16 protein-coding genes are annotated in these 15,178 nt (G+C 69.7%); 4 read left to right on the top strand and 12 right to left on the bottom strand.

Annotated features, from left to right (window positions below; all coding sequences use genetic code 11):
* Positions 1-61: 61 nt before the first annotated feature.
* Together recA and ACFU7D_RS23580 are read right to left on the bottom strand one after the other, a co-directional pair.
* Positions 62-1,120: a recombinase RecA gene (gene recA / locus ACFU7D_RS23585; protein ID WP_091040930.1), complete on the bottom strand. Its 1,059-nt coding sequence runs from the start codon at positions 1,118-1,120 to the stop codon at positions 62-64.
* A gap of 248 nt (positions 1,121-1,368) precedes the next feature.
* Positions 1,369-2,073 (bottom strand): DUF4396 domain-containing protein, encoded by a 705-nt coding sequence (locus ACFU7D_RS23580; protein ID WP_378732546.1) that lies wholly within the window; start codon positions 2,071-2,073, stop codon positions 1,369-1,371.
* A 131-nt stretch (positions 2,074-2,204) separates the two neighbouring features.
* Between ACFU7D_RS23580 and ACFU7D_RS23575 the strand changes: the two genes are divergently transcribed.
* Positions 2,205-2,648, top strand: a complete 444-nt coding sequence (locus ACFU7D_RS23575; RefSeq protein WP_378871863.1) for a hypothetical protein — start codon at positions 2,205-2,207, stop codon at positions 2,646-2,648.
* Positions 2,649-2,698: 50 nt separating this feature from the next.
* Positions 2,699-3,340: a DUF305 domain-containing protein gene (locus ACFU7D_RS23570; RefSeq protein ID WP_378871862.1), complete on the top strand. Its 642-nt coding sequence runs from the start codon at positions 2,699-2,701 to the stop codon at positions 3,338-3,340.
* A gap of 88 nt (positions 3,341-3,428) precedes the next feature.
* On the opposite strand, the gene ACFU7D_RS23565 is transcribed toward ACFU7D_RS23570, so the two are convergent.
* From ACFU7D_RS23565 to ACFU7D_RS23535, 7 genes are all read right to left on the bottom strand, one after another.
* The gene (locus ACFU7D_RS23565) at positions 3,429-4,685 is read right to left on the bottom strand and encodes an MFS transporter (RefSeq protein ID WP_378871861.1); all 1,257 of its coding nucleotides are present in this window, start codon (positions 4,683-4,685) and stop codon (positions 3,429-3,431) included.
* Positions 4,682-4,876 carry a DUF3046 domain-containing protein gene (locus ACFU7D_RS23560; RefSeq protein ID WP_378732538.1) on the bottom strand — a complete coding sequence of 65 codons (195 nt, stop codon included), beginning with the start codon at positions 4,874-4,876 and terminating at the stop codon, positions 4,682-4,684. Before ACFU7D_RS23560 ends, ACFU7D_RS23565 begins: the two co-directional genes overlap by 4 nt.
* A 15-nt stretch (positions 4,877-4,891) precedes the next feature.
* On the bottom strand, positions 4,892-6,040 hold the full coding sequence (locus ACFU7D_RS23555) for a methyltransferase domain-containing protein (RefSeq protein ID WP_378871859.1): 1,149 nt from the start codon (positions 6,038-6,040) through the stop codon (positions 4,892-4,894).
* A 72-nt stretch (positions 6,041-6,112) separates the two neighbouring features.
* The gene (locus ACFU7D_RS23550) at positions 6,113-6,925 is read right to left on the bottom strand and encodes an ABC transporter permease (RefSeq protein ID WP_378871857.1); all 813 of its coding nucleotides are present in this window, start codon (positions 6,923-6,925) and stop codon (positions 6,113-6,115) included.
* Position 6,926: 1 nt separating this feature from the next.
* A complete protein-coding gene (locus ACFU7D_RS23545; RefSeq protein ID WP_378871855.1) occupies positions 6,927-7,757 on the bottom strand; it encodes an ABC transporter permease in 831 nt (276 codons plus the stop codon).
* Positions 7,757-8,671, bottom strand: coding sequence for an ABC transporter ATP-binding protein (locus tag ACFU7D_RS23540; protein WP_378871866.1), 915 nt, complete (start codon positions 8,669-8,671; stop codon positions 7,757-7,759). The genes ACFU7D_RS23545 and ACFU7D_RS23540 overlap by 1 nt, the downstream gene beginning before the upstream one ends.
* A gap of 46 nt (positions 8,672-8,717) precedes the next feature.
* Entirely contained in the window at positions 8,718-9,074 is a 357-nt protein-coding gene (locus ACFU7D_RS23535) for a hypothetical protein (protein WP_378732531.1), read from the bottom strand.
* A gap of 138 nt (positions 9,075-9,212) precedes the next feature.
* Between ACFU7D_RS23535 and ACFU7D_RS23530 the strand changes: the two genes are divergently transcribed.
* Both ACFU7D_RS23530 and ACFU7D_RS23525 read left to right on the top strand, forming a co-directional pair.
* Positions 9,213-11,276: a HelD family protein gene (locus tag ACFU7D_RS23530; RefSeq protein WP_378871852.1), complete on the top strand. Its 2,064-nt coding sequence runs from the start codon at positions 9,213-9,215 to the stop codon at positions 11,274-11,276.
* Positions 11,273-11,863: a GNAT family N-acetyltransferase gene (locus ACFU7D_RS23525; RefSeq protein ID WP_378871850.1), complete on the top strand. Its 591-nt coding sequence runs from the start codon at positions 11,273-11,275 to the stop codon at positions 11,861-11,863. Before ACFU7D_RS23530 ends, ACFU7D_RS23525 begins: the two co-directional genes overlap by 4 nt.
* Here ACFU7D_RS23525 and ACFU7D_RS23520 read toward each other — a convergent pair.
* The 3 genes from ACFU7D_RS23520 to ACFU7D_RS23510 all read right to left on the bottom strand — a co-directional run bounded on the left by ACFU7D_RS23520 (position 11,853) and on the right by ACFU7D_RS23510 (position 15,065).
* On the bottom strand, positions 11,853-12,548 hold the full coding sequence (locus ACFU7D_RS23520) for an aspartate/glutamate racemase family protein (RefSeq protein ID WP_378871847.1): 696 nt from the start codon (positions 12,546-12,548) through the stop codon (positions 11,853-11,855). The two genes, ACFU7D_RS23525 and ACFU7D_RS23520, sit on opposite strands and share 11 nt — an antisense overlap.
* A 4-nt stretch (positions 12,549-12,552) precedes the next feature.
* Entirely contained in the window at positions 12,553-13,728 is a 1,176-nt protein-coding gene (locus tag ACFU7D_RS23515; RefSeq protein WP_378871844.1) for an epoxide hydrolase, read from the bottom strand.
* Between the two features lie 62 nt (positions 13,729-13,790).
* On the bottom strand, positions 13,791-15,065 hold the full coding sequence (locus ACFU7D_RS23510) for a DUF222 domain-containing protein (RefSeq protein ID WP_378871842.1): 1,275 nt from the start codon (positions 15,063-15,065) through the stop codon (positions 13,791-13,793).
* Positions 15,066-15,178: the final 113 nt, after the last annotated feature.

The raw sequence follows: 15,178 nt of genomic DNA, 5'->3' as shown, positions 1-15,178 counted from the left end.
CACCCAGGGATCCTGGGTGGACGAGCGGTCACGCTTCGACGAAGCCACGAGTCAGACGGACCTAGAAGTCCTCGACGCCGGCGGGCTCGGCCGCGGGCGCCTCGCCGTCAGCCGGGGCGTCGACCGTCGGCACGACGCCGAGCTTCTCCAGGATCCGCTTCTCCAGCTCGTTGGCCAGGTCGGGGTTGTCCTTGAGGAAGTTGCGCGAGTTCTCCTTGCCCTGGCCGAGCTGGTCACCCTCGTAGGTGTACCAAGCACCGGCCTTGCGGACCAGGCCAGCCTCGACACCGACGTCGATCAGGCCGCCCTCGCGGGAGATGCCCTTCCCGTACATGATGTCGAACTCAGCCTGCTTGAACGGCGGGGCCACCTTGTTCTTCACGACCTTGACGCGGGTGCGGTTGCCGACCATGTCGGTGCCGTCCTTGAGCGTCTCGATCCGGCGCACGTCGAGCCGCACCGAGGAGTAGAACTTCAGCGCGCGACCACCGGTCGTGGTCTCGGGCGAGCCGAACATCACGCCGATCTTCTCGCGCAGCTGGTTGATGAAGATCGCGGTGGTGCCGGAGTTGTTCAGCGCACCGGTCATCTTCCGCAGCGCCTGGCTCATCAGTCGAGCCTGGAGGCCGACGTGGCTGTCGCCCATCTCGCCCTCGATCTCGGCCCGCGGCACCAGCGCCGCGACGGAGTCGATGACGATCAGGTCGAGCGCACCCGAGCGGATCAGCATGTCGGCGATCTCCAGGGCCTGCTCACCCGAGTCCGGCTGGGAGACCAGCAGGGCGTCGGTGTCGACGCCGAGGTTCTTCGCGTATTCCGGGTCGAGCGCGTGCTCGGCGTCGATGAAGGCCACGATGCCGCCGGCGCGCTGCGCGCTGGCGACCGAGTGGAGCGCCACCGTCGTCTTACCCGAGGACTCCGGACCGTAGATCTCCACGACCCGCCCGCGGGGCAGACCGCCCAGACCCAGCGCCACGTCGAGCGCGATCGAGCCGGTCGGGATCACCTCCAGCGGAGCCCGGGTCTCATCGCCCAGCCGCATGACCGAGCCCTTGCCGAACTGCCTCTCGATGTTGGCGAGAGCGGCGTCCAATGCCTTCTCGCGATCACCTGCCGCCATGTTCTTTCCTTCCTGAGGGGCAGACTTCTTCCCCTTGCCTGCCGCTTGTCCACGTGTCTTCGTCGTCATCAAGGCAGACGCTAGACGGGACCACCGACAGTTTTGAACGGGACCCTCTGGCACGGTGTTTCACGACCCGGTTTTTGCCTGGGCGATAGCACGAACCACGCTCCACCTACTACCACACACTAGCCCGAACAAGCGTTCGATGTGAACACCTGTTCGGGCGTGTCGAGGTCATCGGATCCTCAGTGGCCCTGCATCTCGACCTCCTCGGCGGGAGCCGAGCCGCCACCCATCTCGTCGGCGACGGCGACCGACAGACCACCGAGCATGAAAGCGATGATCACCGCCGCCAGAGCACCGCTGGAGAAGGACGGGATGAAGCGGCGTACGCCCTCCTGAACAGGCTCCGCACCGTGATATTCGTGCGTCAGGGCGTGCCCCTTGCCCCGCTGGAGCAGGTAGCGGTTGACCGGGAAGGCGGCAACGAAGGCGACGGCGAGAGCGATCATCATCCCGATCCAGAACACGACGTTGACGAGCCCGGCCTCCATGGCGCCGGGGATGAGCGCCATGACCAGGTTGTCGACCAGCTCCATCGTGGCGATCGAGAGGGTGTCGGCGGCCAGCACGACGCTGAGCGCCGCACCGACGGCCAGGCCCGACTTGAGCAGCGGCAGCGTCGAGAGGGCGTAGCCGAAGACGAACGCGAGCGTGACGGCCAGGGCGATCGTCCATCCAGTGCTGAGCCCGATCGCGGTGCCGATCATCAGTCCGGCGATCTCGCCGATCGCGCACCCGGTGAGGCAGTGCAGCGTGGCGCTGGCCGCCATCGCGTTCACCCCGGATCCGCCTCCGTGCGCGGAGTGGTCGCCGTGACCCCCGTGCATCGCGTGCTGATGTCCGGCGTGGTCGTGCCCGGCGTGCAGGTGCTCGTCATGCGACGTCATGTCGCTCCCTTGCTCGATCGTTCGGTGTTCCTACGTCCCAATTCATACCCCATGGGGGTATGTCATCGCAAGGGTTATCCCCTCGGGAGCCGGCTTTGTCCAACCGCGGACGACTCCCTAAGGTGTGCGGTGTGTTGACGGCAGTGCGAGGACGGCAGCGGGCGACCCGGGTGGTTGCGCGCGCCGGTCTGCTGGCGGCGGTCGTGGTCACGGTCGCCGGCCTGCTGGCCATGCACGCGCTGAGCCTGCACGGCACCGGCTCGGACGGCGAGCACGGCACCTTGAGCCTGCCCGCCGCGCACGTGGAGCACACCCACGCTCTCGACCACGCGGCCGCCGGTGCCGCCGACCACACCGGTAACGAGGGCGGGGACGGACATACCGCGATGATGCTGTGCGCGGCGTTCCTGCTCGCTGCCGGCGCGCTGCTCCTCAGCGGGCTGTGGCGGCGTACTCCTGCCTGGTGGTTCGCCCACACCCACCTCCGGTCCCGGACCGCCGGGTCCACACCCTTCCTCGCGCATCCCGCGACCGGCCCGCCACCGGAGTGGGCCTTCTCCGTCATCAGGTGCTGAGCGGTCCCTCCGCGGACCCCGAAAACAGCACTTGACAAGGAGAAACAACGATGCGTACGCAACGACCCCTCATCCGCACGACCTGGGCGGCAGCCGGCCTGGCCGTGCTGCTGACGCTGTCCGCCTGTGGCGGCAGCGAGGAGACCACCCAGCCTCAGCAGCTCTCGGAGACCGAGCACAACAAGGCCGACGTGGCCTTCGCCACCGAGATGATCCAGCACCACGCCCAGGCGATCTCGATGGTCGACCTGACCATGGACCGCAAGCTCGACCCGGAGGTCGAGAAGCTGGCCGAGGCGATCCGCGCAGCCCAGGGCCCCGAGATCGAGACCATGTCCAGCTGGCTCCGCGAGTGGGGCGAGGAGGTGCCCGCCACGATGCGCGACCACGTCAACGGCGGCCACGAGGGCCATGGCGACGACGACAGCAGCATGTCCGACTCCATGGAGGGCATGGCCGACGACATGCCCGGGATGATGTCGGGCGAGGACATGGACGCCCTGGAGAACGCCTCGGACGCCGAGTTCGGCGACATGTGGCTGGAGATGATGGTCGAGCACCACGAGGGTGCCGTCGAGATGTCGGAAACCGAGCAGGACGAGGGCCGGTTCAAGCCCGCCGTCGACCTGGCCGGGACGATCATCGAGTCGCAGTCGACCGAGATCGACACGATGGAGAAGCTCCTCGGCTGACCGTCGACATACGACGGGACGTTCTTGTCGGCTACCAGACGGTAGACCGACCAGAACGTCCCGTCGTACCTCAGCCGAGGAGAACTCGTCAGGCCGCCCGACGAGCCACGTACGCAGCCCCGAACAGCACCCCGACCAGCAGGATCGTGCCGAGCGCGAGTGCCGGATATCCGGCCAGGTCGACGACGACGCCCGACACCGCCCCGGCGGCGGCCGCGGCGACGCCCATGATCAGGTCGGCGGTGCCCTGGACGTCGGCGCGCACCTCGAGAGGGGTGTTGTCGGCGACCGAGGTGGCCGCCGCGATCGTGGCCAGCGACCAGCCGAGACCGAGCAGGAAGAGCCCGACGAAGATCCGCCCCGAGCTGCCCTGCGGCGCCGCGGCGCACAGGACCAGGGACACCAGGAGCACCCCGCCGCCCAGCGCCATCACGTCGGCCCGGCCGACGCGGTCGGCCAGCCAGCCGGCGATGGGCGCGAAGGCGAACATGCCCAGGACGTGCCCGCTGATCACCAGTCCGATGATCTCCAGGCCGGCGCCGCCATGCTCCATGTGGAGCGGGGTCATCACCATCACCGCCACCATCGTGGCGTGTGCCGCGGCCTGCCCGACGACCGCCGCCGCGAGCGCGGGCCGCTCCCGGATGACGGCGATCGCGCGGCGCCAGCTGGTGGTCTCGACAGGCTCGACCACCGGTGAGGGCTCCGTGGCCGGCGCGCCCTCCCGGGCGACCAGCAGCGGGTCGGGTCGCAGGAAGACCCCGACCACCAGCGCGGCGGCCAGCATCCCCATCGATCCGATCGCGAACGGCCCGGTGAGGGCCGGGATGCCGACGGCGTCGGAGAAGATCTCGGCGACGCCGGTCAGGTTGGGGCCGATCACCGCGCCGAACGTGGTCGCCCAGACCACGACCGACAGCGCCCGCGCACGGCTCCTGGCAGGTGCCAGGTCAGTGGCGGCGTAGCGCGCGCCGTTGTTCGCCGCGGTGGTCGCGCCCAGCAGCACCGCTCCGACCAGCAACAAGGTCATCGAGCCGACCCCGCCGGCCAGCACCGCCAGCAGCCCACCGGCCGCCCCGAGCAGGTAGCCCGCCAGCAGCCCGAACCGGCGCCCGCGCGCGTCCATCACCCGCCCCAGGACGTAGGCAGCGACGGCGGCGCCGAGCACCTGCGTCGTCTGGGAGAGGCCGGCCATCGACTCCGAGCCGGACAGGTCGCGCGCCAACAGGGAGGCGGTCGCGATGCCGATCGTGATGCCCATCGCGCCGACCGCCTGGGTGGCGACCAGGGTGAGGATGGTGCGCTTCTGGACCGCGGCCACCGTGGCCGGAGCGACCAGCGTCACCGCTCACGCGCCGGCAGCTCCAGGGCCTTCCAGACCGCGGCCCAGACCTCCTTGGGCGGGACGCCGTCGTCGAGGGCCTCCTGGGCGGTGCGCCCGCTCAGGTCGCCCATGACGAACTGACGTGCCCACGCTCGCGCGTAGCCCGCGCCGAGCGCATCGTCCATCCGGGACCAGAACTCCGTGTGTCTCATCGCCCCGAATGCTACTCAGGCTCGGTCGGGCCGGCGGGCGAGGACGTCGAGCCAGACGTCGCCGAGGCGTCCGTCGGCGTGCCCGACCTCGAGCACCTCCCAGCCGGCCTCGGCCAGCGCCTCGCGGAGCGCGGCCTCGCGCCAGTAGACGAAGAGCCGGGGAGCCTCGATGTGACCGCGCTCGGTCCACTCCTCGCCGTCGCCCTCCTTCATCGACACGTGCAGCACACCGCCGGGACGGGTCACCTCGGCGAGCCGGGCGAGCACCGTCCCGAGGTCGTCGCGGGCCACGTGCAACAGCGTCGCCGAGGCCCAGACCGCGGCATAGGGGACGTCGGGGTGGACCGGGTCGCGCAGGTCGTCGACCAGCGGGTCCAGGCAGGCAGCGGCGTACCCCTGCTTGCGCAGGTGCGCCACGAACCCCTCGCTGATGTCGGTGCGCCGCACCCGCACTCCCCCGGCTTCGAGGGCCTTCGCGTCGTGGCCCGGCCCGGTGCCGATCTCGAGCACGTGGTCGCCGTCCTCGAGCACGGCCAGGAACCTGTCCAGGACCGAGCGGTTCTCCTCGGAGAACGAGCTGCCCTGGACGTACGTCGCGACGCCGGCGTCGTAGGCAGCGACGGTCGCCCGCTTGGCGGCCGAGCGTACGTCCCACAGGTGGTGGACGACGTCGTGGAGGTGGTAGCGGCCCAGCGACTCGACGCTGAACACGTCGCCGTTGGACCGGGTCCCGCGGCGACCCCACGCGTCCGGCGGGACCTTCTCGTAGATCGTGGCGATCTCGTCGGCGGCGTCCATCAGCTGCTCCGCGACGACCGCCGGGTCCTGGCCGGCGTAGTCGTCCTCGCGGGCGGTCACGTCCTGGTCCCAGTTGGCGAAGAGCGGCTCGTCCTCGGTCAGCATCTGCTGCAGCCGCTCGCCGAAGATCCGGTGCACGTCGCGTACGTGTGCTCCGTACTCCAGCGCCGACCACACCCCGGGACGGGGGCGGTCGCGCGCGTTCTCGGCGGCCAGGTAGATCTCCCAGTAGGTCGCGTTGTCCCGCACGATCTCGGGGAGCTGGTCCGCGGTCACGGCACCGGCGATGAAGCCACACTCGGGGCAGGGCCGGTCGAGTACCCAGGTCCAGTCCTTGGTGTCGGGCGTGATCGCTTCATAGGTCATGAGGTCAATCTTGACGGCCCACCAGAAACCTCACGAGGGAGATCCTGCCCTTGAGACGCGACTTGCTGCCGCTCAGGTGAGCAGTAGGGAGTCGAGCCGGCGCCGCACGGCGACGAGGCCGATCGCGCCGAACGCCAGCAGGTAGACCACCGAGACCAGCGAGCCCCACGACGGCACCCCGAGCGTCAGCTCCCGACAGAGCACGACACCCCGGTAGAGGGGCGTGACCTCGACGATCCAGCGCAACCACTCCGGATAGGCCGTGACCGGGAAGAAGGTCGCGCTGAACAGGAACATCGGCATCATCGCGAGGGTGACCTTCTCGAAGTCCTGCCAGGAGGTCATGTAGGTCGTCAGTGCCATGCCGACAGCCCCGAAGGCCGACCCGATGAGCAACGCCGCCGGGACCACCAGAAGCGCCCACCAGGAGTGGACCAGGTCCATCGCGACCATGATCAGCAGGAACGCGGTGACGTAGATCCCGCTGCGCAGCTGATTCCAGAGGATCTCGCCGACCGCGATGTCGACCGTACGCAGCGGGGTGGCCAGCATCTGGTCGTAGAGCTTGTTGTACTTCAGCTTGAAGAAGAAGTTGAACGTCGCATCGAGCAGCGACCCGTTCATCGCCGAGGCGGCGATCATCCCGGGGGCGACGAACTCGCGATAGTCGACCGGCTTCCCGGCGTACTCGAAGCCGACCACCATCGCGCCCACACCGATGCCGATCGAGAACAGGTAGAAGACCGGCTCCAGGAAGCCGGTGATGAACACCAGCCAGGCGCGCCGGTAGACCAGGATGTTGCGCCACAGCAGCAGCCGAGCGGCCTCGCCGCCCCGCAGCGGCCGGGCGACGGTGGCGCCCATGGCGGCGGTGAAGAGCGCCATCTCAGGAGACCAGCCTCTCGCCCAGCCTGCGCACCGCGAGCCACCAGCACACGCCCGCGAGCAGCCCGAGATAGCCGACGTGGACAGCGGCCAGCGCCCAGTCGATCTCGCCCAGCGCGAGCATCCGGGTCAGGTTGACCCCCTGCCACAGCGGCGAGGCCATCGCGACCTTCTCCAGCACCGGCCCGAGGTTGGCGACGGGGAAGAACGTGCCGGAGAACAGCGTCAGCGGGATCATCCCCAGCCGGAAGATCAGCGCGAAGGACTCCTCGCCCTTGATCGAGAGCGAGAACAGCAGCACCGGCGTCCCGAAGGCCAGCACGACCAGCCCCTGCACCAACCACGCCGTCAGCACGCCCCACCACGTCTCGAAGACCCCGAAAGGCGCCAGGACCAGCAGAAAGACCCCGCAGGCGAACAACGTACGCAGCATCAGGAAGCCCAGCTGGGCCAGCACGATGTGGGACGCGGTGAGCGGCGAGGCGATCATCGAGAAGTAGATCCGCTGCCACTTGACCATCCCGTAGACCGGATAGGTCATCTCCGAGAAGGCGATCGTCATCGCGTGCGCGGCGACCATGCCCGGCGCGACGAACGCCAGATAGGACTCGGCACCCTCGAGAGTGGCCGGATCGGCCTCCACGAACTCCCCGAGCAGCACGCCCAGCGCCAGCACGTAGAAGAAGGGCGTCACGAAGGTCGTGATCACCCCGCCCTTCCAGGTGCGCGCCAGGACGGTGAGCCAGTAGTCACCCATCCGCAGCGCGCCGGAGACCAGCCCGGCGGGAGCCGTCGGCGGGGTCGCCGGTGCCGAGTCGGCGTAGTCGGTCATCAGTCCACCAGGGTCCGGCCGGTCAGGTGCAGGAAGACGTCCTCGAGCGAGGAACGCCGAACGAGGGTGGCCACCGGCGACAGGTCACGGCTGTGGACGGCCTCGATCACCGCCTCGCCGTCGTCGCTGTAGAGCAGCAGCCGGTCGGGCAGCACCTCGACCCGCTCGGCGAGGTCCTCGACCTTGGCCGCCAGCGCCTCGTGCTCACCGACGCCGAACCGCAGCTCGGCGACCTCGCGCGTGGAGTGCTGCTGGATGAGTCCCAGCGGCGTCCCGTGGGCGACGATCCGGCCCTGGTCCATGACCACGAGCTCGTCGCACAGCTGCTCGGCCTCGTCCATGTAGTGGGTGGTCAGCAGCAGGGTCACGCCCGCCTGCTTGAGCCGGAAGAGCCGGTCCCAGATGACGTGGCGGGCCTGGGGGTCCAGGCCGGTGGTCGGCTCGTCGAGCACCAGGATCTCGGGTCGGTTGATCAGGCTCCGGGCGATCGTCAGCCGTCGCTTCATGCCGCCGGAGAGGTCGTCGACCTTGGACTTGGCCTTGTCGGTGAGCTGGACGAAGTCGAGCAGCTCCTCGATCCGGCCCTTCACCTCGGCCCTCGGCAGCCCGAAGTAGCGCCCGTAGACGAAGAGGTTGTCGTAGACGTTGAGCTCGACGTCGAGGGTGTCCTCCTGCGGGCACACCCCGAGCCGCGCCTTGATCTTCGGCCCGTCCTTGGCCGGATCCATCCCGAAGACCCGCAGCTCTCCCCCGCTGGGCGGCGAGACACAGCAGATCATCCGCATCGTCGAGGACTTGCCGGCGCCGTTGGGTCCCAGGAATCCGAAGGCCGCGCCGGGGCGGACGGACACGTCGATGCCGCGTACCGCCTCGAAGTCGCCGAAGGACTTGCGCAGCCCGCGCGCCGAGATCATCAGGTCCTCACCCACGTCGGCAAAGCCTAGATCAAGGTGTAACGCATCAACCCTGCTGCCTCTGGCGCCGGTTGTAGTCGCGCATCCGCTGCGGTACGCCGACCACCGCGGCGTCGTAGGACGGGACCTGGTGCTTGTTGGCGAACTTGTGCGCCCACTGCGCCGAGGGCACGCGCCGCCGGGTCCACTCGCCGTCGTGCGCGACCAGCAGCAGGGTCACCTCGCTGACGACGGTGCGCGGCTCGACGAACCCCTCGACCCCCCGTCGGGTCTTCACGAACTGCTCGAGATGCTGTTGGCCGGCGGAGTCCGCGGCGCGCACACGTGTGGATCCGGTGTAGCTCTCGCCCGTCGGACGGCTCATGCGCGTCCCGCGGCGTCGGAAGCGATCGAACAGGCTCACGCTCCAATTGTGCCTCCTGATGCCCAACGCCGTCAGCGATAACCAGTTGGGCGCCCACTCCGTGGTCGCCTATGTTGGAGCCTTTGACCCCGCGCCCCCATCGAAACCTGCCGCTGACGGAGAAGCGATGAAACAGCCATGCCCGTAGACGACCTCGGCGCGGAGCGCGCCCATCTGGCCGCCTCCCGGAACGATCTGGCCCGGATGCGGAAGAAGGTGGAGTCGCTGGACTCCTCCACGGCCGGCAACTGGGTCAGTGCCGAGATCCTCGACGCCACCCTCGCGCGCCGGCTGGAGCAGCTCGCCGACGATCCGGACGTACCGCTCTTCTTCGGCCGGATCGACCGGACCGCTGCCGTGGGAGGCGAGTCCTTCCACATCGGGCGGCGCCACATCTCCGACAGCGCGGGCGACCCGATGGTGGTCGACTGGCGGGCTCCGGTCAGCGTCCCGTTCTACCGGGCGTCGCGGACCGAGCCGATGGGGCTCGCGCGGAGGCGGCGCTACGGGTTCTCCCACGGGGACCTGACGGCGTTCGAGGACGAGGCGCTGACCGAAGTGGGGGCCGGCCAGGAGCACTCGGCGATCCTGGAGGCCGAGATCGAGCGGCCGCGCGTGGGGCCGATGCGCGACATCGTCGCCACCATCCAGCCCGAGCAGGACGTCCTGGTCCGCGCCGACCTGTCGCAGACGATCGTCGTGCAGGGTGCGCCGGGCACGGGGAAGACGGCCGTGGGGCTGCACCGGGCGGCGTACCTCCTCTACGCGCACCGCGACCAGCTGACCCGGCGAGGCGTCCTGATCGTCGGTCCGAACGCCTCCTTCCTGCGCTACATCCGCGACGTGCTCCCCGCGCTCGGCGAGATCCAGGCCAAGCAGGCGACGATCGACCAGCTGGTTGCCGAGAACGGGCAGAGCCACGGCGGCGTCCGCGCGCAGGAGCCGGCCGCGGTGGCGACGCTGAAGGGCGACGTACGCATGGCCGAGCTGCTCAGCCGGGCGGTCTGGTCCCACGTCGGATCGCCGGAGGAGGCCCTGGTCGTACCGCGCGGCTCGCGGCGCTGGCGGGTGCCGACCTCAGAGGCACAGGAGGCGCTGGAAGGGCTGCGCGCCAACGATCTGAGGTACGCCGCGGCGCGGGCCCTGCTCCCGCGCGCTCTGGCCCACCGCGTGCTGGTTCAGATGGAACGCTCGGGCGACTCCCCCGACGACCGGGTGCACGACGCGGTGGCGCGGGCCAAGCCGGTCAAGGACTACGCCGCCGCGCTCTGGCCCGACCTGAAGCCCGCGAAGGTGCTGTTCCGGCTGTTCACCGACGCGGCCTGGCTGGCGGAGGTCGCCGACGGGCTCCTCTCGGAGACGGAGCAGGAGAGCCTGCTCTGGGAGAAGCCGCCGCGCTCGGCCGGCACGGCCCGCTGGACGCTGGCCGACGTGGTGCTCCTCGACGAGATCGCCGACCTGCTCGAACGCACGCCGTCGGTGGCCCACATCGTCGCCGATGAGGCCCAGGACCTCTCCGCGATGATGCTGCGCGCGCTCGGCCGCCGTTCGACCACGGGGTCGCTGACGATCCTCGGCGACCTCGCCCAGGCGACCACGCCGTGGGCCTCCTCGTCGTGGGCAGATGCCCTGACACACCTCGGCAAGCCCGACGGCCATGTCGAGCAGCTCACCCGTGGGTTCCGGGTGCCGGCGGACGTGATCGCCTACGCGGCCCGCCTGCTCCCCCACATCGCCCCCGACCTGGAGCCGCCGGTCGCGGTGCGCCGCACGCGCGGTGACCTGACCTTCACCGGCTCATCGGTCGTGGAGGCGCTCGGGGCCGCCCTGGAGCGCCCCGGGTCGGTGGGACTGATCGTGCCCGACGCCTCGCTGGCGGCGGTGCGCACCGAGCTGACCGAGGCCGGGCTCCCCTTCGCCGAGATCGGGGTGAGGGCCGATGAGGAGACCGAGTTCGACGCGCATCTCGATCTCGTACCCGCCTCGCTGGCGAAGGGGCTCGAGTTCGACCACGTCGTCGTCTCCGACCCGGTCGGGATCGTCGACGGCGAGCCCGACCGCGACACCGGCCTCCGCCGCCTCTACGTCTGCCTCACCCGCGCGGTCACCTCCCTGGTCGTACGCCACTCCGGCCTCCCCGGCGGCCTCCCCGAAGAACTCGGTGGCATCCCGGACCGGGTTGGTGCGAAGGTGGGCGCATGATCGACACCCGACCTGATCCGCTGGTGAAGGCCGAGTGGCCGCTGCACACTGAACGCCTGGTGATCCGACGGATGGTGCCCGCCGACATCGAGCCGACCTGGGCCTTCCGAGGGCTTCCCGAGGTGGCCGAATGGGTGACGACCGCGTTCGCGGACCTCGAGGCCTACCGCAAGGTCTTCGAGCGTCCCGACGTGATCGGCCCCGCCCTGGTGATCGAGCGTGACGGCATCATCGTCGGCGACCTCATGCTGCGGATCACCGACCCGTGGTCGCAGACCGAGGTGCGTGAGCGGGCCAACGGCACCCAGGCCGAGCTCGGCTGGACGATCGATCCGACCCACCAGGGCAACGGCTACGCCACCGAGGCCGTGCGCGCCGTGCTGGACGTCTGCTTCGGCCCGTTGGGGCTGCGCCGCGTCGTCGCGGAGTGCTTCGCCGACAACGAGGCCTCCTGGCGGCTCATGGAGCGGCTCGGGATGCGACGCGAGTCGCATACCGTCAAGGACTCCCTGCACCGCACCCGCGGCTGGCTCGACGGCCTCTCCTACGCGATCCTCGCCGAGGAGTGGGCCACAGTCAGTCGCTGAGGGCCGCCTCGATCGCGGCCTCGCAGTGCAGCCTGGTCGTCGGGAACAGCGGCACACCTGCGTACGTCTCGATCGGCAGCAGCAGCTCGATCTCGGTGCAGCCCAGGACGACGCCCTCGCAGCCGGCGGCGACGAGACGATCGATGACCTCGAGGTACGCCTGCCGGGAGCTGTCCAGGAACGTCCCCAGGCACAGCTCCTCGTAGATGATCCGGTGGACGGTCTCCTGGTCCGGCTCGGTGGGGACGGTGACCTCCAGGCCGTGGCCACGCAGCCGGTCGGCGTAGAACGGCTGCGACATCGTGAAGCCGGTCCCGAGGAGCCCCACCCGTCCGACTCCTGACGCGTTGACCGCGGCCGCCGTCGTGTCACCCAGATGCAGGAACCGTTCCCCGTACGTCTCCTCCAACGCCCCGGCCACCTTGTGCATCGTGTTGGTGGCCAGCACGATCACCTCCGCCCCGGCGTCGCTGAGCGTCGCCGCCTCCTCGGCGAGGCGCTCCCCGGCCCGCTCCCACTCGCCGGCCACCTGCATCTCCTCGATGTCGGCGAAGTCCACCGACCGTACGAGCAGATCCGCCGAGTGCAGCCCGCCGAGCCGCTTCGCGGTGATCTCGTTGAGCAGGCGGTAATACTCCGCCGTCGACTCCCAGCTCATCCCGCCCAGCACGCCGATCCGTCGCATGCCTTCAGTGTCCCCGAGCGGCCAACACGGCCGCGAGGCCTGCGCGTAGGTCCTGGACGAAGATCTCGGGGACCTCCATCGACGGGAAGTGCCCGCCTCGCGAGGGCGTGCCCCAGCGGACGATCTGCCGGTAGCGCTGCTCGGCCCACGGACGCGGGCACCTCTCGACGTCGCCGGGGTAGATCGTGATCGCCGAGGGAACCTCGACCCGGAGCGCGGGGTCGAGCGCGTTGTGGCTCTCGTAGTAGATGCGGGCCGCGGACGCACCGGTCCGGGTCAGCCAGTAGAGGGTGACGTTGTCGAGGATGTGGTCCCGGGAGATCGTCTCGAACGGACTGTCCTCGGTGTCCGACCACTCGGCGAACTTGTCGAGGAGCCAGGCGAGCAGCCCGACCGGCGAGTCGACCAACGAGTAGCCGATCGTCTGCGGCCGGGTCGCCTGCTGCTTCGCGTACGCCGCACGGTGCCGCCAGAAGTCGCGGGTCCCCTCGGCCCAGGCCCGCTCCGGCGGCGTGAGCCCGTCCATCGTCAGTCCGGGCGGCCCTTCCGCGAACGTCGTGTGGATGCCGAGCACGTGGTCCGGGAACCTGCCGGCGAGCACCGTGGTGATGTTTCCTCCCCAGTCCCCGCCGTGGGCCACGAACTCGTCGTAGCCGAGCCGTCCCATCAGCTCCACCCAGGCGCTCGCGGTCTTCTCGGTCCCCCATCCGGTGGCCGCCGGCCTGTCGCTGTAGCCGAAGCCCGGAAGCGACGGCACCACGATGTGGAACGCCGGCGCGGCCGCGTCCTCGGGATTCGCCAGCTCCTCCACGACGTCGGCGAACCGGACGACGCTGTCGGGCCACCCGTGGGTCAGGAGCAGCGGCGTGGCGTCCGTCCGGGCGGATCTGCGATGCAGGAAATGGATTCCCAGACCGTCGATGGTCGTGCGGAACTGACCGATCCGGTCGAGCCGTTCCTCGAACGCCCGCCAGTCGTACGCGGTGCGCCAGTGGTCCACGATCTCGACCAGGTCGTCGAGCGGAACGCCCTGTTCCCACCGCTGCCGACCGGTCGCCGCGTGACCGACCGTCTCGGGCTCCGGCAGCCGCGCCGCGGCCAGCCGCGCCCGCAGATCGTCGAGATCGGCGTCGGGTGCGTGGGCTTCGAATGTTCGTACGTCGCTGCTCGGGTCGGACACGAGACCTCCTGCCATCGCGGAACCGTCTGTGCCGGTTCTAGCATTCGAGTGGTCGACCAGGTCTAAGGGCGGCGGGTGAAGCGGATGGTGCCATCCGGCGACCGCTCATGCACGTACGCCGGGGCGTGCGCCAGCCGGTGGTGATGGGGACAGAGCAAGGCCCCGTCCTTCAGGTCGGTCTTCCCTCCCGCAGCCCAGGGATCGAGGTGGTGGGCGTCGCACCATTCCGGTGGCATGTCGCAGCCCTCAGCTTGGCAGCACTTCTGCTGGAGCCGGAGTGCTTTGCGTTGAATGGGTTGGAAGAACCGGCTGGCTCGGCCGGCGTCGAGGACCTCACCATCACCGCCGAGGACCCAGGGGATGATGGTGGCGTTGCAGGCCATCCGCCGGGCTTCGGCGGCGGTGATGGTGGTCCCGTTGGTCTCGTCGTAGCCCAGGGTGGCGACCCCGAGGTCCTTGCGGAGCTCCTCCAGCGAGATCACCACATTCACGGTGGTCGCATCGCCCCCGTGGCGGGGCAGCGCGGCGGGGTCGAGGGTCTCCGACAGGCGGGAGAACCCCTGGCCCATCAACCGCTCCCAGGGCGGCAGCGGGCTGCCTTTGGCGACGAGCTGCTGTTTGCGGGGTTGGGCGTAGGCCTCGACCAGTCGCTTGAACCGCATCCCGATCGAGGTCGGCAAGACGCCCTCGAACCCGACGGTTCCGTCGTGGTTGTCCCAGACCCGGAGCGCGGTCTTCTGCTGGGCGCGTTCCTCCTCGGCGAGGAGGGCCTTGGCTTCGGCGTCTTCGAACCGGGCGGGGTCGACCTCGGTCAGAATCTTCCGGCCGACGATGCGGAGCTCGTTCGCCGTCAATTGGGTCGCGTAGTCGACCAGGAGCTTTTCGGCCAGGGCCAGGTCCTCGGCACTCGCGACCGGGTCGGCATGGACCTTGTCCAACGCCCGGGTGATGACACGGGCCTTGTCCAGAGACACCACACCTTCGGCCAGACCGGCTGCGACGAGGTCGTACTTCGCCACCTTGGTCGCCAGCTTGATCTGGGAGCGGGCCACACCCTTGTCGAGGAGGAGCTCGGCCCGCATCCACGCGGAGGCATCCTTGTCGCCGGTCTCCTCCGCGATGTCACCGGCAGCCGCGAGCACCCGGAGCTTCAACGCGGCCTGCTGGGCCTGGAGCTTCTCCAACCGCTCCAGCAGGTCCTTCTTCTGGCCGGTGCCCCAATAGGCGGGATCGCTCGCGAGCAGTTCGTGGAGGGCGGTCTCGATGGCCTCGAGGGCGCCGTCGATCGCGTCACCGGGGTTGGTGCCCCAGGGGTCGATCTCGCGGCCGAGACTCATCGCCAGCCCTTCCTTCACGAGGTGTTGTGATGGGTCTGACTCTACCCCTCAACCACCCTCGTTGCCATCTATTTTCCCCCCAGCGTCAACCGTTGTGTGCAGACCCGGGAGCG

Source organism: Nocardioides sp. NPDC057577 (assembly GCF_042801335.1).
In the GTDB taxonomy this organism is placed as follows: domain Bacteria; phylum Actinomycetota; class Actinomycetes; order Propionibacteriales; family Nocardioidaceae; genus Nocardioides.
Note: the sequence above shows the minus strand (reverse complement) of the source record. Positions and strands in the feature narration are given on the sequence as shown.